General features: G+C 72.7%; 24 protein-coding genes. 12 read left to right on the top strand and 12 right to left on the bottom strand.

Going from position 1 to position 25,942, the window contains the following annotated elements; translation table 11 throughout:
- Positions 1-39: 39 nt before the first annotated feature.
- The 3 genes from PVK37_RS29270 to glnA form a co-directional block, all read right to left on the bottom strand.
- The gene (locus PVK37_RS29270) at positions 40-3,357 is read right to left on the bottom strand and encodes an NACHT domain-containing protein (RefSeq protein WP_275031040.1); all 3,318 of its coding nucleotides are present in this window, start codon (positions 3,355-3,357) and stop codon (positions 40-42) included.
- Positions 3,358-3,509: 152 nt separating this feature from the next.
- Positions 3,510-3,935 (bottom strand): DUF350 domain-containing protein, encoded by a 426-nt coding sequence (locus PVK37_RS29275; RefSeq protein WP_275031041.1) that lies wholly within the window; start codon positions 3,933-3,935, stop codon positions 3,510-3,512.
- An 81-nt stretch (positions 3,936-4,016) separates the two neighbouring features.
- Positions 4,017-5,366, bottom strand: coding sequence for a type I glutamate--ammonia ligase (gene glnA / locus PVK37_RS29280; protein WP_275035275.1), 1,350 nt, complete (start codon positions 5,364-5,366; stop codon positions 4,017-4,019).
- Positions 5,367-5,713: 347 nt separating this feature from the next.
- Between glnA and PVK37_RS29285 the strand changes: the two genes are divergently transcribed.
- The 3 genes from PVK37_RS29285 to PVK37_RS29295 all read left to right on the top strand — a co-directional run bounded on the left by PVK37_RS29285 (position 5,714) and on the right by PVK37_RS29295 (position 8,942).
- The gene (locus tag PVK37_RS29285; protein ID WP_275031042.1) at positions 5,714-7,474 is read left to right on the top strand and encodes an NAD+ synthase; all 1,761 of its coding nucleotides are present in this window, start codon (positions 5,714-5,716) and stop codon (positions 7,472-7,474) included.
- A 121-nt stretch (positions 7,475-7,595) separates the two neighbouring features.
- On the top strand, positions 7,596-8,489 hold the full coding sequence (gene panB, locus PVK37_RS29290) for a 3-methyl-2-oxobutanoate hydroxymethyltransferase (protein ID WP_275031043.1): 894 nt from the start codon (positions 7,596-7,598) through the stop codon (positions 8,487-8,489).
- 63 nt (positions 8,490-8,552) lie between these two features.
- Positions 8,553-8,942 (top strand): hypothetical protein, encoded by a 390-nt coding sequence (locus PVK37_RS29295; protein WP_275031044.1) that lies wholly within the window; start codon positions 8,553-8,555, stop codon positions 8,940-8,942.
- Positions 8,943-8,978: 36 nt separating this feature from the next.
- On the opposite strand, the gene npdG is transcribed toward PVK37_RS29295, so the two are convergent.
- The 4 genes from npdG to PVK37_RS29315 form a co-directional block, all read right to left on the bottom strand.
- Positions 8,979-9,677, bottom strand: coding sequence for an NADPH-dependent F420 reductase (gene npdG / locus PVK37_RS29300; RefSeq protein WP_275031045.1), 699 nt, complete (start codon positions 9,675-9,677; stop codon positions 8,979-8,981).
- A 44-nt stretch (positions 9,678-9,721) separates the two neighbouring features.
- Positions 9,722-11,146: an RNB domain-containing ribonuclease gene (locus tag PVK37_RS29305; RefSeq protein WP_275031046.1), complete on the bottom strand. Its 1,425-nt coding sequence runs from the start codon at positions 11,144-11,146 to the stop codon at positions 9,722-9,724.
- 228 nt (positions 11,147-11,374) lie between these two features.
- On the bottom strand, positions 11,375-12,553 hold the full coding sequence (locus PVK37_RS29310; protein ID WP_275031047.1) for a hypothetical protein: 1,179 nt from the start codon (positions 12,551-12,553) through the stop codon (positions 11,375-11,377).
- An 83-nt stretch (positions 12,554-12,636) separates the two neighbouring features.
- Entirely contained in the window at positions 12,637-12,840 is a 204-nt protein-coding gene (locus PVK37_RS29315) for a hypothetical protein (RefSeq protein ID WP_275031048.1), read from the bottom strand.
- A gap of 391 nt (positions 12,841-13,231) precedes the next feature.
- On the opposite strand from PVK37_RS29315, the gene PVK37_RS29320 reads away from it, so the two are divergent.
- From PVK37_RS29320 to PVK37_RS29335, 4 genes are all read left to right on the top strand, one after another.
- Positions 13,232-13,609, top strand: coding sequence for a hypothetical protein (locus PVK37_RS29320; protein ID WP_423790968.1), 378 nt, complete (start codon positions 13,232-13,234; stop codon positions 13,607-13,609).
- Complete coding sequence (locus PVK37_RS29325; RefSeq protein WP_275031050.1) at positions 13,606-14,088, top strand: roadblock/LC7 domain-containing protein; 483 nt, start codon at positions 13,606-13,608, stop codon at positions 14,086-14,088. Before PVK37_RS29320 ends, PVK37_RS29325 begins: the two co-directional genes overlap by 4 nt.
- A gap of 202 nt (positions 14,089-14,290) precedes the next feature.
- Complete coding sequence (locus PVK37_RS29330) at positions 14,291-15,241, top strand: TauD/TfdA family dioxygenase (protein WP_275031051.1); 951 nt, start codon at positions 14,291-14,293, stop codon at positions 15,239-15,241.
- Positions 15,238-15,732, top strand: coding sequence for an OsmC family protein (locus tag PVK37_RS29335; RefSeq protein WP_275031052.1), 495 nt, complete (start codon positions 15,238-15,240; stop codon positions 15,730-15,732). Before PVK37_RS29330 ends, PVK37_RS29335 begins: the two co-directional genes overlap by 4 nt.
- A 35-nt stretch (positions 15,733-15,767) precedes the next feature.
- Here PVK37_RS29335 and PVK37_RS29340 read toward each other — a convergent pair whose 3' ends face one another.
- The 5 genes from PVK37_RS29340 to PVK37_RS29360 form a co-directional block, all read right to left on the bottom strand.
- A complete protein-coding gene (locus tag PVK37_RS29340; protein WP_275031053.1) occupies positions 15,768-16,304 on the bottom strand; it encodes a hypothetical protein in 537 nt (178 codons plus the stop codon).
- Between the two features lie 197 nt (positions 16,305-16,501).
- Entirely contained in the window at positions 16,502-17,566 is a 1,065-nt protein-coding gene (locus PVK37_RS29345; protein ID WP_275031054.1) for a LacI family DNA-binding transcriptional regulator, read from the bottom strand.
- A gap of 136 nt (positions 17,567-17,702) precedes the next feature.
- On the bottom strand, positions 17,703-17,891 hold the full coding sequence (locus tag PVK37_RS29350; protein ID WP_275031055.1) for a hypothetical protein: 189 nt from the start codon (positions 17,889-17,891) through the stop codon (positions 17,703-17,705).
- A gap of 157 nt (positions 17,892-18,048) precedes the next feature.
- The gene (locus tag PVK37_RS29355; protein ID WP_275031056.1) at positions 18,049-18,687 is read right to left on the bottom strand and encodes an SRPBCC family protein; all 639 of its coding nucleotides are present in this window, start codon (positions 18,685-18,687) and stop codon (positions 18,049-18,051) included.
- 3 nt (positions 18,688-18,690) lie between these two features.
- Positions 18,691-19,098: an ArsR/SmtB family transcription factor gene (locus tag PVK37_RS29360; RefSeq protein ID WP_275031057.1), complete on the bottom strand. Its 408-nt coding sequence runs from the start codon at positions 19,096-19,098 to the stop codon at positions 18,691-18,693.
- Between the two features lie 234 nt (positions 19,099-19,332).
- Here PVK37_RS29360 and PVK37_RS29365 point away from each other — a divergent pair, with 234 nt between their 5' ends.
- The 5 genes from PVK37_RS29365 to PVK37_RS29385 all read left to right on the top strand — a co-directional run bounded on the left by PVK37_RS29365 (position 19,333) and on the right by PVK37_RS29385 (position 25,913).
- The gene (locus PVK37_RS29365) at positions 19,333-20,520 is read left to right on the top strand and encodes an ROK family transcriptional regulator (RefSeq protein ID WP_275031058.1); all 1,188 of its coding nucleotides are present in this window, start codon (positions 19,333-19,335) and stop codon (positions 20,518-20,520) included.
- 82 nt (positions 20,521-20,602) lie between these two features.
- Positions 20,603-22,123, top strand: a complete 1,521-nt coding sequence (locus PVK37_RS29370) for an ABC transporter substrate-binding protein (RefSeq protein ID WP_275031059.1) — start codon at positions 20,603-20,605, stop codon at positions 22,121-22,123.
- A 75-nt stretch (positions 22,124-22,198) separates the two neighbouring features.
- Complete coding sequence (locus PVK37_RS29375; RefSeq protein ID WP_275031060.1) at positions 22,199-23,140, top strand: ABC transporter permease; 942 nt, start codon at positions 22,199-22,201, stop codon at positions 23,138-23,140.
- Positions 23,137-25,023 carry a dipeptide/oligopeptide/nickel ABC transporter permease/ATP-binding protein gene (locus PVK37_RS29380; protein ID WP_275031061.1) on the top strand — a complete coding sequence of 629 codons (1,887 nt, stop codon included), beginning with the start codon at positions 23,137-23,139 and terminating at the stop codon, positions 25,021-25,023. Before PVK37_RS29375 ends, PVK37_RS29380 begins: the two co-directional genes overlap by 4 nt.
- On the top strand, positions 25,020-25,913 hold the full coding sequence (locus PVK37_RS29385) for an ATP-binding cassette domain-containing protein (RefSeq protein ID WP_275031062.1): 894 nt from the start codon (positions 25,020-25,022) through the stop codon (positions 25,911-25,913). The genes PVK37_RS29380 and PVK37_RS29385 overlap by 4 nt, the downstream gene beginning before the upstream one ends.
- The last annotated feature ends 29 nt before the right edge of the window (positions 25,914-25,942 follow it).

Raw genomic sequence — 25,942 nt, forward strand, 5'->3', positions numbered from 1 at the left:
CCGACGGTCACGCGCACCGCGCCGCCGTCCGCCCCGATGTCAACGTGGGGCGGACGGCGGTATCCGCCGCCATGGCCGACGATCGGCCAACTCGTCGTCCGGTACCGCCAGTCGCCGCAACCGCTCCACCATGTCGGGGCGGGCCGTGCCGAGCCACGCGGTGAGTCGGGCGATCTCCGAGGCCCGGTACCGGTACCGGGCGCTGTCCAGCTCGGTGAGCCGGACATGCGCCTCGGCCAGCAGAAGTTCGAACTGTGGGTTGGTGTCCACCGGCACCCGCATGGAGTGTGCGTCGAGCAGGTTGGCGAAGGTGGTGTCCACCTGCGGATCCCTGCCCAGGAAGGCGAGGCAGCAGCGGAGGAAAGCGCAAGCGCTCACCATGTCCCAGTGCTTCAGCTGGCCAAGCTCGCCGAGGACCAACGCGGCGCTCAGCGGACGGATCACCGAGTCCGTGGTGAGCCGGTCGAGCAGCAGGGTGACCAACTGGGTCCGCCTCCGGATGGTCACCGAGTCGGACATCGCGCTCTCCAGCACGGACAGATAGCGCCTGGCAACCGTCTCTCCGGCCAACGGGCCGATCCACATGCCGAGCAGGACGTGCAGTTCGGAACGCCAGCCCGCCCTTCCCACACTGATGAACCCAAGGGGCGACAGGACCGCAACTGGCTCCAGCGCGTGCAGGAGCAGGTCCTGTCCCCTTTCCCAACACTCGAAGTTCGCCGACCGGCGGAGGGTCGAGAATCCCCAATCCACCCGCGCCACGCTCCGGGTACCGTACGTCCACCGTAGGTCGACCGCCGCCGGCGGCTGCCACTCGGGGGTGGCGAGATGGAGGCGGACATCGCGGCCGGTGTGGTCGTCCACCCGGTCGAGGGCGACCGCGTTGATCAGTCCCTGGTACTCGGCGGCGAGCTGCGACTGCCAGAGCAGGGTTTGTCCCCGCCAGGGCTGCCGCGGGTCCTCGGCGTCCGGGTAAAGGTCCCGGCCCCGAATCTCGCCGGCCGCGCAGAGCAGCAGCACGAGCAGGTTCGCGCTGTACACGGCGTGCCGGGCCGGCACCGACAGCGCCCGGGGGGCGTACGCCTCGAAGCGCCGGGGCGGCCGTGGGTCGTGCACCGTCCGGAACAGCCGGAGCAGCAGGTCGGTGGCGTCCGCCCGGCGGTCGTTCGCCCACGACCGACACATCTCGGTGAGGAAGGTGACGATCGGGGCGCGATCGGTCAGCGTGGCGAACGACAGCAGCGCGGTCAGCGGGTCGTCGTTGACATCCGGCAACAGGCTGCTGGCGGTGGCCACGGCGGTCAGGTCACGTAGGACCAGGGCGGTGGTCCGGGCGATCAGGTACTCGCCGAACGTGGCGTGCAGGAATTCGTACGTGGCCAACCGCCGGTCGTCGCGGGTCGCCTGGGACCGGTACACGAAGAAGAACCGCCCGAGCACGATCTCGGCCGAACGCAGGGGATCCCGCCGGATGTCCGCACTGCCACGAGTCACCGCCGTCTCGTCGGCCAGGAAGGTCAGCCCGGCCAGGTCCGCCTCCAGATCGTCCTCCGTGATCCACTGGACACCACGGTTGAACATGCCGAACGCCACCACCGCGAGCCGACGCAGTTCGTACTCGGTGGCCCGGGTCCGCTCCCGTCCATCGATCCCCGGCCGGTGCTTCGTCACCTCGCGCTGGGCGAAGCTGAGCAGCAGTCGCTCGTACAGCTCGCTGCGGCCCAGTTCCCCGGCGGCGCGCAGGTCGTGGCCGGCGGCGGCGTAGAGCGCCAGCATCAGCAGCAGCAGTGGCTGCTCGGCCAACTCCGGGTGGGCGAGCACCGCGTCCGGATCCAGCGGGGGTACGCCGGGCCGGCTGAACGGCCCGGTGTTGGCTCGGTTCCAGGTCGCCACCCAGCGGCGTATCCGGGGCTCGTCGAACGGTTCCAGCCGCAGCGCGACCGTCTCCGGCGGCGGGGTGGCCCGGTCGGCGACGCTGGTCCGGCTGGTGACCAGCACCGCCACCGGCCGGTCCTGCTCGGCCTCACGACGCTGGAACCGGGCGACCCGTTGCAGGTAGTCGGTCTGGGTGACGCCGGTGGCCTGGAGCAACTCGTCGAAGCCGTCGAGGAGCACCACCGGCAGCGCGTCCCCGGCGGCGCGGACCAGCGCCGGCCAGTCCAGCCGTTCCCCGGTGTCGTGGCGAACCGCCTGCTCGATCTGGTCCTGGAGGTCCGCCTCGACGCTCACCTCACGCAGCGGCACCCGGACCACCAGGAAGTCAGCGGCGGGGAGCTGGGCGGCGAGCACCCGGGTCAGCACCGACTTACCCGAGCCGGGCTGGCCGAGCACCAGCAGCGGGGCCCGGGTGGCCGTCGGCGCGGTCAGAAGGCCGGCCAGCAGGTCCGCCAGGTCGTCCCGGACCTCCTGGTCGGCCCACCACTGTTCGTCGCTGGGCCGGGCACCCTGTCCGAGGACCGCCACCCGGCACCGGGACGGTACGTACGCCTCGCCGAGCAGGGGGACGAGCAGCCCGTCCGGGGCCTCGGCCGACTCGACGATCGGCCGGTCGAGCTTTATCGCGTGCGCCCGGGCCAGGGCGGCCCGCTGCCGGTCCGGTCCTCGCCCGGTGGACAGGTCGGCGAGGATCCGGTGCAGGTCACTGAGGCCGGCGGCGAGGTGGCGTACCTCGTCCCGGGTGGCCTCATGCTCGTGCAGGCCGGACCAGTAGGCCACCTCGGGGAAGTCCACGGCGAGCGCGGTGAGCAGGTCCCGATGCCGCTCGACCGCCGTGCTCGGCAGGTTGCCCACGAGGTCGCGGAACGCCTGCTGGGCCGTGCCGGGCAGCCGTTCCCAGGCCGCGAGGCCGGTCACGTGCCTGGCCAGTCTCGACCCGATTTCCCGGTAGTAGTCGGCCAGCGATGCGCGGAGCCGGGGGTAGGGCAGGTGCGCGCCGGGTGTCCGGGCGGGCAGCCGGAACATCTGCTCGACGGCCGTCCGCAGCGGGGCGGCCCCGCCGCCGGCCAGGGCGAGTTGCTCGTTCCGGCCGATCTCCAGGTCGGCGAGGGCGAACGGCAGGTCGGCCTCGGCGAGCACTTCGAAGAAGGCGGTCACCGCGATGACCGCTTGGGCCGCCTCCAACCGTTGGGTGCGGCCGTACCGGGACAGGCCGGACCGCTGCTCGGTGAGCTGGCGCAGCAGGTCCCGGCCGAGCCGGACGAACTCGGCCTTGGCGTCGAAGAGGCCGAGCAGCGCCGGTACCGGCACCGAGCCGGCGACCAGCGCCCAGCCGGCAAGCTTGTCGAACGCCTCGACGTACCGGCTGCGTTCGCCGCCGAGCAGCCGTACCGCGTCCGCGTAGCTGACCACGTCCCCCACGCCCGATCACCCCCACGCGCAATCTTGGACAGTTACCGTCCACACACGACGGTAACTGTCCAAGACTTGCCGGCGCGCGGCGCGGCGCGGTGCCGGACCGGCGCGGTGCCGGACCGGCGGGCCGGGGCAGAGCGGCGCAGGCCGGGCCGGGGTCAGGCGATGCAGGCGCAGACGATCAGCGCGGCCCCGAAGTGGGTGGCGGCGCTGACCTTGCCGGCCGGGTGCGGCTCGTCGGCGCAGATGATCTCGCCGAGCTTGCCCGGGGTGAGCAGGTCGAGCACAAGGAACGCCAAGCCCATGATCAACAGGCCGACCAGCCCGAAGACCACCGTCGAGGCGAGTCCCTTGCCGAAGTCGTCGTAGCTGGTGAAGATCGCGGTGAACACGATCCCGGCGATGCCGAGCTGGTTGGCGGCCAGCAGCAGCGCCGCGTTGCCGTTGCGGCGTACCCAGATCAGGTCACGCAGCCGGCCCGGTGTCAGCAGGTCGACCAGCACGAAACCGGCCGCCATCAACCCGACCCCGACGATCCCGAACACGACGCTCTGCCATGCTCCGGCGAACAGGTCCTCCAGCACCGACTACCTCCCACACAGGCTGTGCCGGTCAGGGGACGCCGGCAGCGTGGTCGAGACGATAGCCGCCGGCCGCAACCGGACCTACAGGGAGAGGTACCGCTGCCGCTCGTACGGGGTGACCTCGCGGCGGTACTGCTCCCACTCGGCGCGCTTGTTGCGCAGGAAGAAGTCGAAGACGTGCTCGCCGAGCACCTCGGCGACCAGCTCCGAGCCGGCCATCACGTCGATCGCCTCGGCCAGGTTCTCCGGCAGGGCTTCGTACCCCATCGCCTTGCGCTCGGCGTTGGACAGCGCCCAGACGTCGTCCTCGGCGCCCGGGGGCAGCTCGTAGCCCTCCTCGATGCCCTTCAGGCCCGCCCCGAGCATCACCGCGAAGGCGAGGTACGGGTTGGTCGCCGAGTCCAGCGAGCGGACCTCCACCCGGGCCGAGTTCGGCTTGCCGTACGCCGGGACGCGGACCAGGGCGGAACGGTTCAGGTGACCCCAGCAGACGTACGCCGGGCTCTCGGTGATCCGGTCCGGCAGCGCCTGCGGGAAGAGCCGCTTGTACGAGTTGACCCACTGGTTGGTGACCGCGGTGTACTCGCGGGCGTGCACGAGCAGCCCGGCGATGAACGACTTGGCGACCTTGGACAGCTTCATCGGGTCGTCGGAGTCGTGGAACGCGTTGCGCTCCCCCTCGAACAGCGACAGGTGGGTGTGCATGCCGCTGCCCGGCTGGTCGGTGAACGGCTTCGGCATGAAGCTGGCCTGCACGCCGGTGGAGAGCGCGACCTCCTTGACCACGTGCCGGAAGGTCATGATGTTGTCGGCGGTGGTCAGCGCGTCCGCGTACCGCAGGTCGATCTCCTGCTGGCCGGGGGCGACCTCGTGGTGGCTGAACTCCACCGAGATGCCGATCCGCTCCAGCGACAGCACCGCCTGCCGGCGGAAGTCCCGGGCGACCGCGTGGGTGGTGTGCTCGAAGTACCCGCCGGTGTCGACCGGGACGGGCACCGAGCCGTCCTGCGGGCCGTTCTCCAGCAGGAAGAACTCGATCTCCGGGTGGGTGTAGAAGGTGAAGCCCTTGTCGGCGGCCCGGGACAGCATCCGGCGCAGCACGTGCCGCGGATCGGCCCAGGACGGGGTGCCGTCGGGGAGCAGGATGTCGCAGAACATCCGGGCGCTCTCGCCGCTGACCCCACCCTCGAACGGGAAGACCTGGAAGGTGGTCGGGTCGGGCATGGCCACCATGTCGGACTCGAAGACCCGGGCGAAGCCCTCGATCGCCGAGCCGTCGAACCCGATGCCCTCCTCGAAGGCGGCCTCCAGCTCGGCCGGGGCCACCGACACGCTCTTGAGCGTGCCGAGCACGTCGGTGAACCACAGCCGGACGAAACGGATGTCCCGCTCTTCCAGCGTACGGAGGACGAACTCCTGCTGACGGTCCACTGCCACCCCTCGCACCATCTCCGCCGGTCGTCGGATTGACACCGACCCGGCCTGACCGACCAGTGTTCCCCGGCCTCGTTACGCAGACGTTACGCGACCGGTGACCCGGCCCGCCCAGGTGTCCCACTGTCGGTCCCCTGGTAGCACCGGCTCCTCCCGCAGTGTCGCGCAGCCGGTGCCCACCCCGCCCACCGGGGACCGAAACCGACCGGAACCGGCCGACCGCAACCGGCGCGCCCGGAACCGACCGACCGACCGGAACCGGCGCGCCCGGAACCGGGCCGGCGCGGGCCAGCCGGTACGCCGCCCGCCGCGCCCGCCCGCGCCGACTGCGGCAAGATGAGGACATGCCCACCCTGCGCCTCGCTCTCGCCCAGGTCAACCCGACGGTCGGCGACCTCGCCGGCAACGCCGAGCTGGTCCGCCGCTGGACCCGGCAGGCGGCCGACGCCGGGGCCCAGCTCGTCGCCTTCCCGGAGATGGTGCTGACCGGCTACCCGGTCGAGGACCTGGTCTTCCGGCGGTCCTTCGTGGCCGCGTCGCGGGCCGCCCTGGAGCGGCTCGCCGCCGACCTGGCCGCCGACGGCCTCGGTGACCTGCCGGTGGTGGTCGGCTACCTGGACGCCGACGGGCCGCCGCAGGTCAGCGCGGACGCCGAGCCGGGGCGCGGGGCCCGCAACGCCGCCGCGGTGCTGCACGGCGGGACGGTGGCGGCCCGCTACTTCAAGCACCACCTGCCCAACTACGGGGTCTTCGACGAGGACCGCTACTTCGTGCCCGGTGACACGCTGACCGTGGTGCGGATCGGCGGGGTGGACGTGGCGCTGACCATCTGCGAGGACCTCTGGCAGGCCGGTGGCCCGTTCGCGGTGGCCCGGCAGGCCGGGGTGGGCCTGGTGGTCAACATCAACGGCTCGCCGTACGAGCTGAACAAGGACGACATCCGGAGCCCGCTGGTCAGCCGGCGGGCCGTCGAGGCCGGGGCGGCCATCGCGTACGTGAACATGATCGGCGGCCAGGACGAGCTGGTCTTCGAGGGTGACTCGATGGTGGTGGCCGCCGACGGCACGCTGCTCGCCCGCGCCCCGCAGTTCGTCGAGCACCTGCTGCTGCACGACCTGGACCTGCCGGCCGCGCCGGAGCACGGGCCGGGGTCCGGTGACCTGGCCGACGGCATGCGGGTCACCCGGACCCGGGTCAGCGGCACCGGGCCGGCTCCGGACGGCGCGCCGGCGTCCGGCGGGATCATCGAGCCGGTCGCCGACGAGGCCGAGGTGTGGCAGGCGCTGGTGCTGGGGCTGCGCGACTACGTCGACAAGAACCGGTTCCCGTCGGTGGTGCTGGGGCTGTCCGGTGGCATCGACTCGGCGGTGGTGGCGGCGATCGCGGTCGACGCGCTCGGCCCGCAGCGGGTCGTCGGCGTCTCCCTGCCCAGCCAGCACTCCTCCGAGCACTCCCGGGAGGACGCCGCCGACCTGGCCAAGCGGACCGGCCTGGACTACCGGATCGAGCCGATCCAGCCGATGGTGGACACCTTCCTGGCGAACATGTCGCTGTCCGGGGTGACCGTGGAGAACCTCCAGGCCCGGGTCCGGGGCGTGATCCTGATGGCGTTGTCGAACCAGGAGGGGCACCTGGTCCTCACCACCGGCAACAAGAGCGAACTGGCGGTCGGCTACTCCACCCTCTACGGCGACTCGGTGGGCGGCTACAACCCGATCAAGGACGTGTGGAAGACGCTGGTCTGGCGGCTGGCGCGGTGGCGCAACGCCGACGCGGCCCGGCGGGGCGAGACGCCGCCGATCCCGGAGAACTCGATCGGCAAGCCGCCCAGCGCGGAGCTGAGCCCGGGGCAGCTCGACAGCGACACGCTGCCCGACTACGCGGTGCTCGACCCGGTGCTGATCGGCTACGTCGACGGTGACCTGGGGCGGGACGGTCTGGTCGAGGCGGGCCACGACGCGGCGGTCGTGGACCGGGTCCTGCGGATGGTGGACACCGCCGAGTACAAGCGCCGGCAGTCCGCCCCGGGCACGAAGATCTCCATGAAGGCGTTCGGCCGGGATCGGCGGCTGCCGATCACCAACCGGTGGCGGGAGGACTCCTGACCCACCGCGCCCACGGGCTGTGACATCCTGCACTGCGCCCTGCCCGCTCGACCCACGGCGGTGGGACGATCGCAGGTGACCCGGGGACCGCGTGGGCGGCCTCGAGGTGGAAGGAGCGGACATGTCCGATGCAGCGAGCGGCAGCGTGCCCACCGGTGGCCGCGCCACCGGGGAGACCACAGCCCAGACCGAGGTGACCGCGCTCTACGGTGGTCCGGCCACCCGCCGGGTCCGGGCCCGGGACCTGCTGGCCGCCAAGGAGCGCGGCGAGCGGTGGCCGATGCTGACCGCGTACGACCAGTACACCGCGGGGATCTTCGACCAGGCGGGCATCCCGGTGCTGCTGGTCGGCGACTCGGCGGCGAACAACGTCTTCGGGCACGAGACCACCCTGCCGATCACCGTCGACGAGCTGCTGCCGCTGGTCCGGGCGGTGGTCCGGGCCACCCGGCACGCGCTGGTCGTCGGCGACCTGCCGTTCGGCTCGTACGAGGAGGGGCCGACCCAGGCGCTGCGTACGGCGGTGCGGTTCATGAAGGAGGGCGGCTGCCACGCGGTGAAGCTGGAGGGCGGCCGGCGCTGCGCCGCCCAGATCCGGGCCATCACCGACGCGGGCATCCCGGTGATGGCGCACATCGGGTTCACCCCGCAGTCCGAGCACACCATCGGCGGGTACCGGGTGCAGGGGCGCGGCGGTGCCGCCGAGGACGTCCTCGCCGACGCGCGGGCGGTGGCCGAGGCGGGCGCGTTCGCGGTGGTGCTGGAGATGGTGCCCGGCGAGGTCGCCAAGCGGGTCACCGGTGAGCTGACCATCCCGACCGTGGGCATCGGGGCCGGCCCGGACACCGACGCGCAGGTGCTGGTCTGGCAGGACATGTCCGGCCTGCGGACCGGGAAGGCCCCCCGGTTCGTCAAGCGCTACGCCGACCTGGCCGGGGTGCTGACCGACGCGACCCGCCGGTTCGCCGACGAGGTCCGCGCCGGGGAGTTCCCGGCCGCCGAACACACCTTCTGACCGGTACGCCGGGCGGCGCGGCCCGGGGTCGCGCCGCCGGCCGTGGCGGGCCACACCCATCGGGTGGGTGACTTCGGGATCCCGGGCTACCGGGCCCGGGGGCTGACCGGCCGGACCGCCCTCGCCGGAACCCACGGGGCACGGCTGGCCGGGCTGACCGGCCGGCCGTTGACCCGGGTCTGGCTGGCCTGGGACCTGACCGACGACTCCTGGTGGTCCGACTGTCCGGTGCTGCTGGACTTCGCCGGTGAGCAGGTCGAGGTCAACCACTGGAAGTGCGACGAGGTGGCCGTCTCCTGGAACACCGTCGACCCGTCCCGTGGCGTCCGGTGGCCGGGCCTGGACGACGTCCCGATCGGCTGGCGGGCGGAGCCGCTGCCCGGACTGGCCGGCCTGGTCGGCCTGGTCGGTGACCGGGGTCGACCTGCTGGAGTGGCACGGCGACCCGGGTGACCTGGCCAACGGGACCGTGGCGCCTGCCGGCGACGGTCAGAGGTCGGTGACCCGGATGCCGGCGTGTGCCTTGTACCGCTTGTTGATGGCGATCAGGTTCGCGGTGAACGCCTCGATCTGGTGGGCGTTGCGCAGCCGGCCGGCGTAGATGCCGCGCATGCCGGGGATCCGGGCGGCCAGCGCGGCGACCACCCCGGCGACCTCGCGGTCCTCGGTGCAGATCAGCACGTCCAGGTCGATCCGGTCGATCTCCGGGTCGGCCAGCAGCGGCGCGCTGACGTGGTTGAACGCGGCGCACACCCGGGAGTCGGGCAGCAGCGCGGCGGCCTGCTGGACGGCGCTGCCCTCCTCGACCGGCAGCGCGTACGGGCCCTGCTTGTCGAAACCGAGCGGGTTCACGCAGTCCACGACGATCTTGCCGGCGAGGGGTTCGGCCAGCGCGGCGACGGTGGCGGCGTGTCCGGCCCACGGCACCGCGACGACCACCACGTCGCTGCCCCGGGCCGCTTCCTCGTTGCCGGTACCGGTGACCGTGGCCCCGGCCGCCACGCCGGGCAGGGCGGCGATCTCCCGGGCCGCCTCGTCGGCCCGTTCGGCGGACCGGGACCCGATCAGTACGGTGTGTCCGGCCCGCGCGAACCGGTAGGCGAGCCCCCGTCCCTGGTCGCCGGTGCCCCCGATGATGCCGATGGTCAGCCCGGACACGTCGGGCAGTGCGCTCGCGTCATATCCCATGGAAGCATCCTCGCAAATCCGCTGGCCGCTGCGGCAGGTGCAGGTCAGGCGCGGGTGAAGGCGACCTTCCGGGTGGCCGGGTCGGCGGTGACCAGCCGGACCCGGACCCGCTCGCCCAGCGGCAGCTCGCCGGTGCAGCGGGCCCGTACCGGTGGCTCGTCCAACGCGACGGTGCCGGCGGGTTCGCGTCCGGGACGGGTCGGCGGCGGGTCCACGTCGACCACCGCGGCCTCGAACGTCTCCCCCACCCGGTGCTCCAGCAGCACCGCCTCGGCCAGCTCGATGGCGCCCCGGGTGGCCGCCCCGGCGGTACGGTCGGTGCCCGCCATCGTCTCCGGCAGCCTCGGCAGCGCCGCGCGGGCCCACTCCGGCACCGGCCGGTCCTCGTGCAGGGCGAGGCAGACCTCGGTGGCGTACCGGTCGGCGAGCCGCCGCAGCGGCGCGGTGACGTGCGCGTACGCGGCGGCCACCCCGCCGTGGCCGGGTTCGGCCGGCACCTCGCCGTCGAAGGCGGTGTACGCGGCCCCGCGCATCAGCTCGGCGGCGGCGTCGACGAACGCCGCCGCCCGGGGCTGGGCCGGGTCGAGCCGGGCGATCACCTCGCCGACGCCCGTGCCGTCCGGCCAGTCGACGCCCAGCGGGGCGGCGGCGGCGCGGAGCCGGGCCACCGCCTCCGGCTTCGGGGCGGGCATGGTGCGCAGCAGACCGACCCGTCCGGCCAGCATCAGGTCGGCCGCCGCCATGCCGGTCAGCAGGGAGATCTGCGCGTTGTGGTCCTCCATCGGCACCGGGCCGCGCAGCACCAGCCGCCAGCCGTCGCCGTCGGGTTCGACGTCCTGCTCGGGCAGTGGCAGGTTGACCGCGCCCCGACGCAGCCCGCGCGCGGCCAGCAGGGCGCCCAGTTCGGGCAGCAGCGCGATCGGCTCGGCGAGCCGGCCGGCGTCCGCGTCGGCCTGCACGCCGACGTAGTCGAGCTTGGCGCGGCTGCGCACCACGGCCCGTTCGAGGTGGACGCCGACGGTGGCCGCGTCGGCGTCCAGGTCGATGGTCCAGAGCACGGCCGCCCGGTCGACGTCGGGCAGCAGGCTGGCCGCGCCCTCGCTGAGCGTCTCCGGGTGCAGCGGCACGTTGCCGTCGGGCAGGTAGACGGTCTGCCCGCGCCGCCAGGTCTCCGCCTCCAGCGCACCGCCGGGACGGACGTGGGTGGCGACGTCGGCGATGGCGTACCGCACCCGGTAGCCACCTCCCGCGCGCCGGGTCAGGCACATCGCCTGGTCCAGGTCGCGGGAGGTGGCCGGGTCGAGGGTGACCAGCGGGACGTCGGTACGGTCGGCGAACGCCGGCAGCGGGGTCACCGCCGCCTCGTCCGCCTCCCGCTGCGCGTCGGGCGGGAACCGGTCGGGCAGGCCCAGCTCCGTGCGGAGCGCGCCGAAGTCGATGCGGGGTGCCAGTACGCGTCGGATGACCACGCGGTCAATCTTGGCAGCGCCCCGCCCGTTCCGCCCGCTGCCGGGTGGCCGGGGGCGTCGGCGGCCCGCTCCGGCTCCCCGGACCCGGCTGACCTCGGCGGAGCACCCGGGTTCCCGGACTCGGTCGGCACCGGCGGAGCACCCGCATTCCCGGACCGGGCCGGCGTCAGCAGAGCATCCGGGTTCCGGGGCGCGGCAGGCGTCGACCTGACCGGACCGGGTGCGGACTCAGTCCCGTACCCCCGGTTTCGTGCCGGTGGCCGCGCGGCTCCGGACGGCCGGTGGGGTGACCGTCGACCGGCCGGCGGCCACCTTCCGGCCGGCGGTCTTGCGGGCCGCGGTGGTCCGTTTGGTGGTGGCGGTCGACGCGCTGGTCCGGGTCTCCCGCCGGGCACCGCCGGCCCGCGCCGACGTCGACGTGCCGGCGGACCTGGCGGTCGCCGGCCGGGTCGAGGCGGTCTTCCGGGCGGCCGGGGCCGGCTTGGCCGCGGTCGACTTCCGGGCGGTGGTCGCCTTCCGGGCGGCGGCCCGCTTCGTCGGTGCCGCCTTCTTCGCGGTCGTGGTCTTCTTCGCGGCCGTGGCCCGCTTGGCCGTCGCCGACTTCCCCGTGGTGGTCGCCGTCTTCTTCGCGGTCGTGCCCCGGGCGGTCGCCGGAGCCGTCTTCGTCGTGGTGGCCCGGCGGGTGGTGACGGTGCTCCTCGGCGTGGTGGCCGTGGTCCGCTCCGCCGCCGTGGTCCGCTTCGCGGCCGTGCCGGTCTTCCGGGCCGGGGCCCGCTTCGCCGTGCCGGCCGCCGTCGTCCGCTTCGCGGCGGTCGCCGTGCGGGTGCCGGCTGTCGCGGTCCGCTTCGCGGCGGTCGCCGTCCGGGTGGCACCGGCGGCGGCCCGGCCCGCCGTCCCCGTCGTCGCCTTCCGGGCCGTGCCGGCCTTCGCCGCCACGGTCCTCTTCGCCGCAGCGGTCTTCTTCGCCGCGGTGGTCTTCGTCGCGGTCGTCTTCTTCGCTGTCGTGGCCTTCTTCGCCGGGGCCGTCGTGGTGCGGGTCCCGGCTGCGGTGGCCTTCCGGGCGGCGGGGGCCGCCTTCGCCGTCCCGGTCGCCGCTCGGCGCGCCGCCGTCGTACCGGTCCCGCTGGTGCGGGCGGTGGTGGTGCCGGCCCGGGACGCGCCCGTGGCCGGAGCCTGGCGGGCGACCGCGCCGGTCCGACGGGCGGTGGTCGCCCTGGTCGCCGTCACCCCGCCGGCCGTGCCCGTGCGGGCCGGGCTCCGACCGGCCGGTGCGGTGGACCTGCGGGCCGGGCTGGTCCGGCTGGTGCCCGTGTTCCGCTCCGCCGCCGCGGTCTTCTTCGCGGTGCCACGGGTCGTGGCGGTACGGGCGGGGGCCGGGCGGGTGGTGGCCTGGCGTGCTTCGGCCATCTCGTTTCCCTCCTTGGGGACATGCGCTCGCGGGACTCCTCGGGGGAGCCCGGAGTTCCTCGGCGCGGGCCGTCCCGCGCCGCCTATCTGCCCTCCCCGGCCCAGCGGGCGTCCTCGGCCTCCCACGCCTCGTTCCGCTCCTGCACGGTCTGCAGGGCGTTGGCGGCGTCGGCGGCTGAGGGATAGGGACCGAGCACGAACTTGGCCGGACAGACGTCGGCCTCCGACTCGACCCGGTGGTGTCGGGTGCACCAGTAGTGGTTCGCACCACGTCCGCTGTCGCTCATGGGATCACTGTGCACCGTGTCGGGGCCGGCCGCCACCGGATCACGCAAAGCCGCCGATGCCATCCACAGTAGACGTGCTCCGGCGGGCGCGGGCCGAAACGACCAACCCCGTCGGCGGGCGTCCCGACCGGGGGTACGGGCCGAGGTCACGGGAGTCGACAACCGTCGCTTTACCTAACAGACCGGTCAGCGGGGGGTCCATCCACCGGACGGTACTTTTTTGCTGATCAGCGGTCATCTGCGGACGCTGGTCAGGCACTTGGGCAGCTTCCTGAATGCGCGCCCGCCAGCGGTGTGCAAGCCTCTTCGCAATGTTTCGCGGGTGTTGCCCAGATCGTGACGACCTACGCGCACACCGTGTCGGAGCAGGGTTGTTTCTCTGACTGGGGAGATGTTCGTGGCGAACCTGGACATCGCGCTGAAGAACGCGATGCAGATCGAGGGCACGATCGGGGTGGCGCTGGTGGACTACACCAGCGGCATGACGCTCGGGGTGGCCGGCGGCACCGCCGAGCTGGACCTGACCGTCGCCGCCGCCGGCAACACCGACGTGGTGCGCGCCAAGATGCGCACCATCGAGATGCTCAACCTGAACGACGAGATCGAGGACATGCTCATCACGCTCGGTACGCAGTACCACGTGATCCGACCGCTCACCGGCCGCAACGGCAAGGGCCTCTTCCTCTACCTGATGCTCAGCAAGAACCGGGCGAACCTGGCGCTCGCCCGGCACCAGCTGCGCGGCGTAGAGGAGACCCTGGAGTTGTGAGCGGCGGTGTCCCGAGCGAGATGATCCTGCCGCGGCGTACCCGGCAGACCGGAGCCATGCCTCCGCTGGAGCGTCTCCCGCCGTCGCTGGCCGGGAACCGTTCGTTGCCGTACCGGGCGATCGGCACCGCCCTGGCCGAGCTGCGGTTGCAGATCCCGGGCGTGACCGGCTGCGTCCTGGGCGGGGTGGACGGCCTGCTCATCACCCACACCATGCCGGAGGGGTCGCGCCCCGACGACCTGGCCGCGCTCGCCGCGAGCACCTTCGGCCTGGGCCGGCAGGTCGGCCTCAGCCTCGGCCAGGGGGCGTTCCGGCAGTCCACCGTCCGCAACGCCGACGGCTACCTGAGCGTGTACGCCGTGAACAGTCAGGCCCTGCTCGCCGTGATCGGCCAGGACACCGTCAACGTGGCCCGGCTCCACCTGCACGCCCCCGGCGTGGCCGAACGGCTCGCCGACCTGCTGGCCGGCAGCGGCTGACCCGCCCGGCTTCCCTCGCCACACCACCACCCGGCCGGCCGTCGCGGGCGACCCACCCCCGCCCGCGACGGCCGGCCACCACTGCCCGGAGACGTTCCGTTACGCCCTCGGCAGACCGGGCCCGCGTCCAGGCCAACCGCACGCCGATGATGGGTCCGGGCCCGGTACCCCCGCCGGGTCCGGACCCGGAGGTACGGCGACGATGGCGATCATCACCGAGGTACGGCATCCGGCCGACTGGCGTGGCGACGAACTGGTCCACGACGACGGATGGCGGCTGCCGCTGACCGACGTCCACCGGATGGAACTGCTCGCCGCGGTGGACGCCCTCGACGCGGCCGGTGTGCCGCCGGGAGACGTCTCCGCCGAGGTCTTCCCGCTGCCGACGCTCGGCCCGGCGTTGCGTCGGTTGTCCGCCGAGGTGGCCGACGGGCGCGGCTTCGCACTGGTCACCGGGCTACCGGTCGCCGGGCTGACCGAACGCCGGACCGAACTGTTGGCGCTCGGCGTCGCCGGTCACGTCGGCCGGACCGTGCCGCAGGGACCTGACCGGGTGCCCGTGCTGCACGTACGGGACGAGGGCGCCGATCCGGCCCGCCCGACGACCCGCAGCTACCAGCACCGGCAGGGGTTGGGCTTCCACGCCGACCCGACCGACGTGGTGGCGCTGCTCTGCGTCCGGCCGGCCCGCTCGGGTGGGCTCAGCACCATCGTCAGCGCGGTCGCGGTGCACAACGAGATCGTCCGTACCCGGCCCGACCTGGCCGAGGTGCTCTACCGGCCCTGGTGGTTCGACCGCCGTACCGGTGACGGCCCGGAGAGCTTCCACCAGCGGCCGGTGTACGCGCGTGACGAGGCGGGCGGGCTGGTCGCCCACTACGGACCGGACTACATCCGGTCGGCTCAGCGTGGCCCGCAGGTGCCGCCGCTGCGACCGGACCAGGTGGCGGCCATGGCGGCCCTCGACCGGCTCACCGGGGATCCCCGCTTCACGCTCGGCATGGACCTGCGCCCCGGGGACATGCAGTTCCTGAACAACCGGGTGGTGCTGCACAGCCGCACCGCGTACGAGGACCACGCCGACCCGGCGCTGCGCCGGGATCTGCTCCGGGTCTGGTTGGAGACCGGCCGGGCGGGCAGGATCGCGGCATGACGCGTCTGCACTCGTACGAGACCGTGGTCACCTGGACCGGCGACCGGGGCACCGGCACCAGCGGCTACCGGGAGTACGGCCGGGACCACACGGTGACCGCCGACGGCCCGGCGCCGCTCGCCGGCAGCGCCGACCCGACGTTCCGTGGCGACCCGGACCGGTGGAATCCGGAACAGTTGCTGCTCGCCGCGCTGGCCCAGTGCCACATGCTGTCGTACCTGGCGCTCTGTGCCCGGCACGGGGTGGTGGTCACCGGGTACGTCGACCGGGCCCAGGGCACCATGGCGACGCAGGGCACCGGCGGCCGGTTCACGTCGGCGGTGCTGCGGCCGGTGGTCCGGGTCGCGTCGGCCGCCATGGTGGAGAAGGCCACCGCCCTGCACCGGGATGCGCACGCGGGCTGCTTCATCGCCAGCTCGGTGAACTTCCCGGTCGAGCACGAGCCGACCGTCACCGCCGACGACCGGGCGGGGACGCCGGTGCCCGACTGATCCCCGCCCCGCCACCGAGGCCACGTCCTTTCGGATCAGGCCGGCTTGATGGTGCCCCGGGTGGTGTACCAGCAGTTCGGCTGGTACGCCTGCGCGGAGGCGAGGTACCAGCCCGGCGGGATGCCCCATTCGACGCAGACGGACATCCCGCTGTAGAGGCTGCTGGTGATGAGCAGCCGGTTCTTGCCCCCGCAGCTCGGGACCTCCTGCGCGTTGGTGGCCACCCAGCCGGTGGGCAGCGGCGCGGTGGAGCAGACCGCCATTCCGTTGGAGAGTCTGCTGGTGATGGTGTTGCGGTTGGCGTTGGCGCAGTTCGCCATGCTCTGCGCGTGGGTGACCACCCAGCCGGCCGGCACCAGGCTCTGCGCGCAGATGCTCATGCCGTCGTAGAGGTCGGTGGTGACGGTGTACTTGGCGAAGTACCCGCAGCCGGCCGGGGCCTGCTCGATGTTGGTGATGTAGAAGCCGGCGGGTACGCCCAGGTTGGCGCAGACGGTGGTGGTGGCCGCCTGGGCGGGCACGCCCACGCCGACCACCGTGCCGATCGTGGCGAGGACGACCGCCAGGAGCATGGTGCGAATCTGCCGGAAGCGCATGTACCGGACCTCCCTGCTTCGACCCACTCGTCCGCAGCGTCGGCCGCGAGCCCGGTGGACATCCGGGGTCACCGGACCGACACGGTAACAGTAAATCGATAATCACGGATACATTGGCGCCCCGGATCCGCCGCGTCGACCCGTCGGCGCCCCGGCGTCGCCGGGCCCCGGGGTCAGGCGGCCGGCGGCGGGGCGGTGCTGTCCCGGACGACCAGTTCGGTGGGGAGCAGGACGTGCTCGGCGGTGACCGGCCGCCCGGCGCGACTGTCCGCGATGGCCCGGGTCAGGGCAGCCGCCGCCACCCGACCCTTGGCCTGGACGTCCTGCCGGACCGTGGTCAGGGCGGGGCGGATCTGCGCGGCCAGCGGGTTGTCGTCGAAGCCGACCAGCGACAGTTCGTCGGGGACCCGGATGCCGAGGTCCTCGGCGGCCTGCCGGGCACCGTTGGCGACCGCGTCGGAGAAGCACAGCATCGCGGTGGGCCGGTCCGGCCGGTCCAGCAGCAGCCGGGCACCGTCCCGGGCCTGCTCCAGGGTGGCACCGGCCTGGCGGGCCAGCATCGGGGTGACGCCGGCCGCGTCGAGCGCGTCGCGCCAGCCGAGCAGGCGCTGCCGGGAGGCGTGCCCGTCGACGGTGAGGTCCTCCGGCGTGATCAGGCCGTAGCTGCCGTGCGGGCCGGACAGCAGCAGCCCGATCCGCCGGTGTCCGAGGTCGAGGAGGTGCTGGGCGGCGGCGCGCGCGCCGGACCGGTCGTCCACGTTGACCGCGGGGATCCCCGCCACCGGGTCCTGGTCGATGTAGACCAGGGGCAGCCGGCGACGGGTGAGGTACTCGACGGCGGTGGACGTCGGATCGCACGAGTAGACCAGCGCGCCGTCCATGGCGACGTCCCGGGCGGGGATGACCGCGCCGTCGTCGGACGAGGTCAGCAGGGTGAGCGCCAGCCCGGTGGGGCCGAGTTCCTCGGCGATCGCGCCGAGGAGACTGGTGGCGACCAGGTCGGTGAAGGCGAAGCGGAGCGAGGAGGTCAGCACGATCCCTACGGCACCGGTGGTGCCCTTGGCCAGGGCCCGCGCGGCGGGGTCGGGACCGACGTAGCCGACCTCCCGGGCGGCGGCGAGGATCCGTTCGCGCAGCGCCGCGGAGAGCTGGTCGGGCTTGGAGAACGCGTTCGACACCGTCATCCGACTGACGCCGACCCGGTCGGCGATCGTCTGGAGGGTCACCCGTGGTGCCACGTCACCACCAGCCGTTGGATCCGCGTCCGCCGCCGGTGACCGGGGAACGGTCGCCGACGGCGGAATGGTCTGGGCCCGGTGCGGCGTGGGCCCCGGGAACGCGGGGTCGGACGCCGCACCCGCTGATCGCAGGCTATCAAACGGCGGGTCGGGCCGGCCGGACCACGTCGGCCGCACGGACCAGGCCCCGGGCGAGCGCCTCGCGGACGACCCGGGTGCGCTGCGGCTTCGCCACGTACGGGACGACCGGGGCGTTCGGTCGGGCGCTGTTGAACTCGAAATCGACGTCGTTGACGGCGGTGACGAAGGCGGCGGGCATTTCCATGACGACCTCCTGGCGGTCCCGGTGCTGTCTTCTGTACCGATACAGTAGACCGGCCCTCTGTACCGGTCAAGAGAGTTTCTTGACCGGTACAGAGATTCCGCGAAGGTGGGCGGCCGGACCGTGGCGGCGGTGCCGTCAGCGCCCGCACCGACGGGGGTCAGCCCTGGTCCGGGACGTAGAACTTCGTGGTGGCCTCGACCGCGGCGGCGACCTGCGCCGGGTCACCGCCCGCGGCGAGGTGCGCCTCGCCCCAGGCGGCGGCGCTGCGCCGGCTGGCCTCGCGGGCCTCGGGTGACGACTCGAAGCCGCTCGGGTCACCGAGTTCGCCGCCGGCCAGGTGCACGGCCAGGCTGAACAGGCCCAGGTCCCAGCCGACGCCGGTGGCGCCCGGCCCGTACGTACCGAAGAAGACCTCGTCGACGACCGCCGCGTGGACCAGCTCGAACTCGGTGTCGCCGGCCGGACCCGGGGTCAGCCGCACCCGGACCTCGCTGGTGCCGTCCCGGGCGTCCGGGCCGAAGAGCCAGGACACCCGCAGCAGCCGGGGCGGCTCGCACTGGAGGATCTCGCCGCCCGCGTTGCCCTGCAGCTGGTACCGCCCGCCCAGCCGCAGGTCGCCGCTGACCGGCAGGAACCAGCGGCTCAGCCGCTCGGCGCTGGTGACGGCGTCCCAGACATCCTCGATCTCCGCGTCGTAGCGGCGGCGGAGCACCACCGTGTACGCCTCACCGGCCGGCAGGTCGCCCCGACCCAGTTCGCGGTGCGCGGCCGCCAGCTCCTCCAGTACGTCCTTCATGTCTCAGCCCTTCTCTGGTGGTACGGATGGTTCGTCGTCGGCCGGGCCGTCGCGGTCCGCCGGGTTCGTCGGCCGGCGGGCGGCGGCCCGGCGCGCCCGCCGGCCCCGGGCCAGCTCGGTGGCGAGGGCGTCGAGGCGCTGGGTCCAGAACCGACGGAACGGGTCCAGCCAGGCGTCGACCTCGCGCAGCGGCGCGGCCTCGATCGCGTAGAGCCGGCGGGTGCCCTCGGCCCGCACCGAGGCGAACCCGCTGTCCCGCAACACCCGCAGGTGCTGCGAGACGGCGGGCTGGGAGATCCCGAACTCGGCCCGGATGGCCTCGGTGACCGCCCCGGAGGTCTGTTCACCATCGGCGAGCAGCTCCAGGATGCGCCGCCGCACCGGGTCGCCGAGGACATCGAACGCGTGCACGGCGACGACTGTGCCACCCTCGACTTATATAAGTCAAGCCTACTACTAAGGGAACGCGCCGCCCCGTTCCCGAGGCTCACCGGAGGGCCGCCGGAACAGGCTCCGGCCACATCGACCAGCGCGTACGTCCGTCGATCTCCCGCCGTCGACGCCACTACGAAACAACGTCACGACTCCGTAACAAGCCGAGCCCGACTCTTGTTCGTGGGTTTGTTAGCCCCCTGTACTAACCGGGTGACGTGCACTGATGAGGCGGGAACCAGCCCAGTCGAGCCGCCGGCGAACCCCGATCGTGGCGGTGCTCCCGGCCGGGTCCGGTCCGGCGAGAAGGTGCGCCCGGAACAGGTCCGGGTGCACAACCGGGAACTGCTGCTGCGGACCCTGTACCGGGAGGGCCCGCACAGCCGGGCGGACCTGGCGCGCCGCACCGGGCTGACCCGGGTCTCGGTCTCCGACGTGGTCGGTGAACTCCTCGCCGACGACCTCGTGGTCGAGGTCGGCACCCGCACCGGGACCCGGCCCGGGAAACCGGCCATCATGCTCGAGTTCAACGAGCGGGCCCGGCAGACCATCGCGGTGGACCTCAGCCACTCCACCCTCTACCGCGGGGCCGTGCTCGACCTCGCCGGCACGGTGGTGGCCCGGCAGGACGTCGAGATCGACGGCAGCACCGGCACCGAGGCCCTGACGAAGGTCGTCGGCCTGGTCGCCGCGCTCCGCGACAAGGTGACCGCACCGCTGCTCGGGATCGGCATCGGCACCCCCGGCATCGTGGACGTCACCGGCGTGGTGCTCAGCGCCCCCAACCTGGGCTGGCAGGACCTCGGCCTCCAGTCGACGCTGGTGCAACGCTTCTCCTGCCCGGTGGTCGTCTCCAACGACGCCAACGCCACCGTGCTCGCCGAACGCAGCTACGGACGGAGCGCGGCCGACACCCTGCTCATCCGGGTCGGCGTCGGCGTGGGGGCCGGGCTGCTGCTCGACGGCACACCCGTACTGGGCAGCCGGTTCGCCGCCGGCGAGATCGGCCACGTGGTGGTCGACGTCGCCAGCGACCGCAAGTGCGTCTGCGGCAAGCTCGGGTGCCTGGAGACCTGGCTGTCGACCCGCCGCATCCAGGACGACCTCTCGTACGCCCACACCGACGCGGAGCGGAGCCGGGTGCTGGCCGTGGCCGGCGAGGCGCTCGGAGCCGTCCTCGCGCCGATCGTGGCCGCGCTCAACGTCTCGGAGATCGTGCTCAGCGGACCCCACCGGGTGCTGGAGGGGCCGCTGGCCGCAGCCGTGATGGAGACCATCCGGCAGCGCGCGCTGACCGAGGTGCACGGCGACATCGTCCTGCGGTTGTCCGAACTCGGCGACGACATCGTGCTGCGCGGCGCCGCCGCCATGGTGACGAGCCGGCAACTGGGACTCACCTGACCGATCGAACAGTTCTCGCTGGTTCTCGCTACCAGAGCAGCGCCGACCGGCGGTGGCTTTGCCGTAACAAGAAGGGAAAACGGTGAAACTCACCCGTACGCTGACCGCAGCGTTCGCCGCGGTCGCTCTCGCCCTCGCCGGTTGTAGCGGTGGTGGACAGACGACCGAGGCCAGTTCCTCCCAGCTCGTGCTGGGCAACAACGGTGACGTACTGACCTGGGACCCCGCCGAGATGAAGGAAGGCGCGGTCATCCACTACGCGGAGGCGGTCTACGACCCGCTGCTCCGCAAGACACCCGACTCCACGATCGAACCCAACCTGGCCACCGAGTACGAGTACAACGCCGACCTCACCGAACTCACCCTCAAACTGCGCGACGGCGTGACCTTCAGCGACGACACCGCCTTCGACGCCGACGCGGTGAGGGTCAACCTGGAGGCGCGGAAGAAGGGCGCGGGCAGCGCGTCCGAGGCGGCCCGGGTCATCGAACGCGTCGAGGTGGTGGACAAGTCCACCGTCAAGCTGCACCTCAGCGAGCCGAGCCCCGGCCTGCTCGCCGGCCTGGCCACCTACCTGGGGTACATGGCCAGCCCCAAGGCGCTCGCCGCCGGCGGGATCGCCACCACCCCGGTCGGCTCCGGCCCGTACCTGCTGGACGCCGGCAACTCGGAGAAGGGCGTGCGCTACACGTTCACCTCCCGGGAGGGCTACTGGAACCGGGACGCGTTCCCGTTCGAGACCGTGGTGATCCGGCCGTACGAGGAGTTCACCGCCCGGTACAACGCGCTCACCACCGGCCAGATCCAGTTCATGTACGGCACGCCGGACATGGTGCCGAAGGCGAAGACCGACGGGCTCACCGTCGCGACCGTGCCCGGCGAGTGGCAGGGCATCATCCTCCAGGACCGGGCCGGCAAGGTCTCCCCCGCCCTCGGTGACGTCCGGGTCCGGCAGGCGATCAACCACGCGCTGGACCGCAAGGCCATCCTGGACACCCACTACGGCGGCCTCGGTCAGGTCTCCACGCAGACCTTCAACCCGGCCAGCGAGGCGTGGGTGCCGAGCCTCAACGAGCGGTACCCGTACGACCCGGCCAAGGCGAAGGAACTGCTGACCGCGGCGGGCTACCCGGACGGCTTCACGATCAAGGTGTCGTTCAGCGAGGGCTTCATGTCCCCGCTGGTCCCGATCGTCGCGCAGTACCTCGGCGACGTCGGCATCACCGTCGAGCAGGTGCCGGTCAACGGCTTCGCCAACGGCGGCCTGGAGACCCTGAAGGGCCAGCCGGCGTTCATGCTCTCGTTCTCCACGAACATCCCCGCCTGGACGGACGTGCTGAACAAGCTCACCCCGACGTCGCTGTGGAACAACTTCCAGTACACCGACGCCACCGTCACCCGGCTGCTGAAGGAGATCCCGGCGGCCCAGGGCGACCAGCAGGCCGCGCTCTACAAGGAGCTCAACACCCACCTGGTCGAGCAGGCCTGGTTCGCGCCGATCGTCACGCAGGAGAACGTCTACCTCTCCAAGCCGGAGATCGACGTGACCATGCAGCAGGCGCAGCTCATGCCGAGCCTGCGGTTCTTCGCCCCGGCCAAGTAGCCGGCCCACCCCGGGCGGGTCGGACGCCGACCGACCCGCCCGGTGGTCAACCAGCTCATCTAGGAGGTAGCCGGCATGCTGAGCTTCGTCACTCGGCGACTGGCCATGGGCCTGCTGTTGGCGTTCACCGTCGTGACCGGGATGTTCTTCTTCCTCATGCTCACCGGGTCCGACCCCGCCCGGGGCGCGCTCGGCCTCTACGCCACCGAGGAACAGGTCGCGGTCAAGCGGGAACAGCTCGGCCTGGACCGGCCGGTCGTCGAGCAGTACCTGGACTGGCTGGGCAGCGCGCTCCGGGGTGACCTGGGCCTGTCCTCCGCGCAGAACACCCAGGTGATGGACCTGATCGTGACGCGGCTGCCGGTCACCGTCTCGCTCGCGCTGGGCGCCGTCGTGGTGGCCGCCGTGCTGGGCATCGCCCTCGGCCTGCTCGCGGCGACCCGCCCGGGGACCTTCGACCGGGTGCTCCAGGTGGTCATGGTGCTCGGGTTCAGCCTGCCGAACTTCTGGGTCGCGATCATCCTGGCCCTGGTCTTCGCGGTGAACCTGCGGTGGTTCCCGGCCACCGGGTACGTGCACCTGCAGGACTCGCCCGGCGGCTGGCTGCTCTCCATCACCCTGCCGATCGTCGCGCTGTCCATCGGGTCGATCGCCGCCATCGCCCAGCAGCTACGCAACTCCGTGATCACCGTGACCAACCAGGACTACGTCCGTACGCTGCGCAGCCGCGGCCTGTCGGGGCGGAACATCCTGCTCACCCACGTGCTGCGCAACGCGTCCCCGCCCGCGCTGACCATGTTGTCGTTGCAGTTCATCGCGGCGATGAGCGGCGCGGCCATCGTGGAACGGGTGTTCGGCCTCCAGGGTATCGGCGCGGTCGCCATCAACGCCTCGGGCAACAGCGACATCCCGGTGATCATGGGCGTGCTGCTGTTCACGGTGCTCGTCGTCGTCCTGGTCAACCTCGCGGTCGACATCCTGTACGCCGCCCTCAACCCGAAGGTTCGGAACTCATGAGCGCCGACGTGACCGCCGGGGCGGGCCTGACATTCCGGAGAGCCCGCGCCTTCCTCAGCAACCCGATGGGCGTGGTGGCCGGCGGCGTACTGCTGTCCATCGTCGTCGCGAGCGTCCTCGCGCCTCTTCTCGCTCCCCAGGACCCGAACCTGGTGGTGCTGTCGGAGGCGCTCCGGCCGCCGAGCGCCGACCATCCGCTGGGTACCGACGGCAACGGCCGCGACATCCTGAGCAGGCTGCTGTGGGGTGGCCGGGTCAGCCTCCAGGCCGGCACGATCATGGTCGTCACCGCCCTGCTGTGCGGGGTGCCGGCCGGCCTGCTCGCCGGCTACCACGGCCGGTGGTTCGACGGCCTGTCCAGCTGGTTCTCCAACATGCTGATGTCGCTGCCGGAGATCCTGATCATCATCGTGGTGATCGCCTCGCTCGGTAGCGGCCTCGCCCCGACGATGATCACCCTCGGGGTGCTGGCCTCGCCGGACATCTTCCGGCTGACCCGCAGCGCGGTGATCGGCGTACGCGAGGAGCTCTACTTCGACGCGGCCCGGGTGGCCGGGCTGTCCGACGTCCGGATCATCTTCCGGCACGTGCTGTCGGTCGTGCTGGGGCCGGTCCTGGTGCGGTCCTCGTTCATCTTCGGGATGGCCATCATCGTCCAGTCCGGCCTGGAGTTCCTCGGTTTCGGCGACCCGCAGCGGCCGAGCTGGGGCGGCGAACTCAGCAACGCCTTCCAGAACTTCCAACGCGCGCCCGAGCTGGTCGTCGCCCCCGGTGTCGCCATCGGCCTCACCGTGATGGCGCTGGTGCTCTTCGGGGCGGCGCTGGCCGACTCGCTCGGCACCGGCCGTCGGACGAAGGCCCGGCGACGGGCCGGGCTCTCCCCGGCGAAGGACGACGCCACGGTCACCCCCACCGTCAGCCCCACGGTCACCCCGCACCCCGACCCCGCCACCCCGGCGACCACCGCACCGGCCACCGCGGTCCCGGCCGCCGACCCATCGGCCGCCGACACCTACGGAACCGACGCTCCGGCGGTCGTCCCCGCCCCGCCCGACGCGCTGCTGCGCGTCGAGAACCTCGCCGTGCGGTACGTCGCCGAGGACGGCAACCCCAAGACCGTGGTCCGGGACGTCTCCCTGCACGTCGCCCGGGGCGAGGTGCTCGGCCTGGTCGGCGAGTCCGGGTCGGGCAAGTCCCAGACGTCCTTCGCGGTCCTCGGGCTCCTCCCGCCCGACGCCCACGTCTCCGCGCGGCACCTCTCCCTGGACGGTCGCTCCCTGGTCGGACTCTCCGAGCGGGAGATGCAGAAACTGCGCGGGCAGAAGATGGCCTACGTCCCGCAGGAACCGATGTCGAACCTGGACCCGTCGTTCACGGTCGGCGCGCAACTGACCAAACCGATCCGCCGCAAGCTCGGGCTGTCCCGCCGGGCGGCCACCGACCGGGCGCTGCACCTGCTCGAACGCGTCGGCATCCCCGACCCGGCCCGGACCCTCGCCGCCTACCCGCACCAGCTCAGCGGGGGCATGGCCCAGCGGGTCCTGATCGCCGGCGCGGTCTCCTGCGACCCGGAGCTGCTCATCGCGGACGAACCCACCACCGCGCTCGACGTCACCGTGCAGGCGGAGGTGCTGGAGCTGCTGCGGGACCTGCAACGGGAACGGAACATGGGGCTCGTCCTCGTCACCCACAACCTGGGCGTGGTCGCCGACATCTGCGACCGGGTGGCGGTGATGCGCGACGGCCTGGTGGTGGAACAGCGGCCCGTCGCCGACCTCTTCGCCGACCCCCGGCACGAGTACACCCGCATGCTGCTCGACTCGACCCTGGACGACGCCCCGCCCCGGCGGGCCCGCGACCACCGCCAGGAGGTGTCCTCGTGACCGACGCCGACAACCACCCCGACAGCGGCAACCGCCCCGACACCGACCGCACCGAGACCGGTGACCGCCCCGGCGCCGCGCTGCTCGACGTCCGGGACCTCAACGTCGTCTACCGCGGCTCCGGCTGGCGCAGGCCGTCGTTCCACGCGTTGCACGACGTCTCGATCCGGATCGGGGCCGGCGAGACCGTCGGCCTGGTCGGCGAGTCCGGGTCGGGCAAGACCACCCTGGGCCGGGCGCTGCTGGGCCTCGCCCCGGTCAGCAGCGGCAGCGTCACCTTCGACGGCACCGACATCACCCGGGCCGGCCGGCGCGCCCGGCGCGCGCTGAGCCGCGACATCCAGGTCGTCTTCCAGGACCCGTACTCGTCGCTGAACCCGGCGATGTCCGTCGAGAGCATTCTCGCCGAGCCGCTGCGGGCCCAGGGCACCTCCCGCGCCGAGGCGTCCGTACGCATCGGCGAGCTGCTCCGGCAGATCGGCCTGACCGCCGACGCGGGACGCCGGTACCCGCGGGAGTTCTCCGGCGGTCAACGCCAGCGCATCGCCATCGCGCGGGCGTTGGCCCTGGAGCCCCGGCTGATCGTCTGCGACGAGCCGGTCAGCGCCCTCGACCTGTCCACCCAGGCCCGCATCCTCGACCTGCTCATCGACATCCAGCAGCAGACCGGCGTGGCGTACCTGTTCATCTCGCACGACCTGTCGGTGGTCCGCTACATCTGCCACCGGGTCGCGGTCATGTTCAAGGGCCGGATCGTCGAGACCGGTGACGGCGCCGCCGTCACCTCCGACCCGCACCACCCGTACACGCGGCGGCTGCTCATGGCCTCACCCCTGCCCGATCCGGTACGCCAGGCGGAACGACGCCGCCGCTACGCCGCCCTCGCGTGACGATTCCAACCAGAGAAAAGGACGTATCC

It is taken from the genome of Micromonospora cathayae (assembly GCF_028993575.1).
Classification (GTDB): domain Bacteria; phylum Actinomycetota; class Actinomycetes; order Mycobacteriales; family Micromonosporaceae; genus Micromonospora; species Micromonospora cathayae.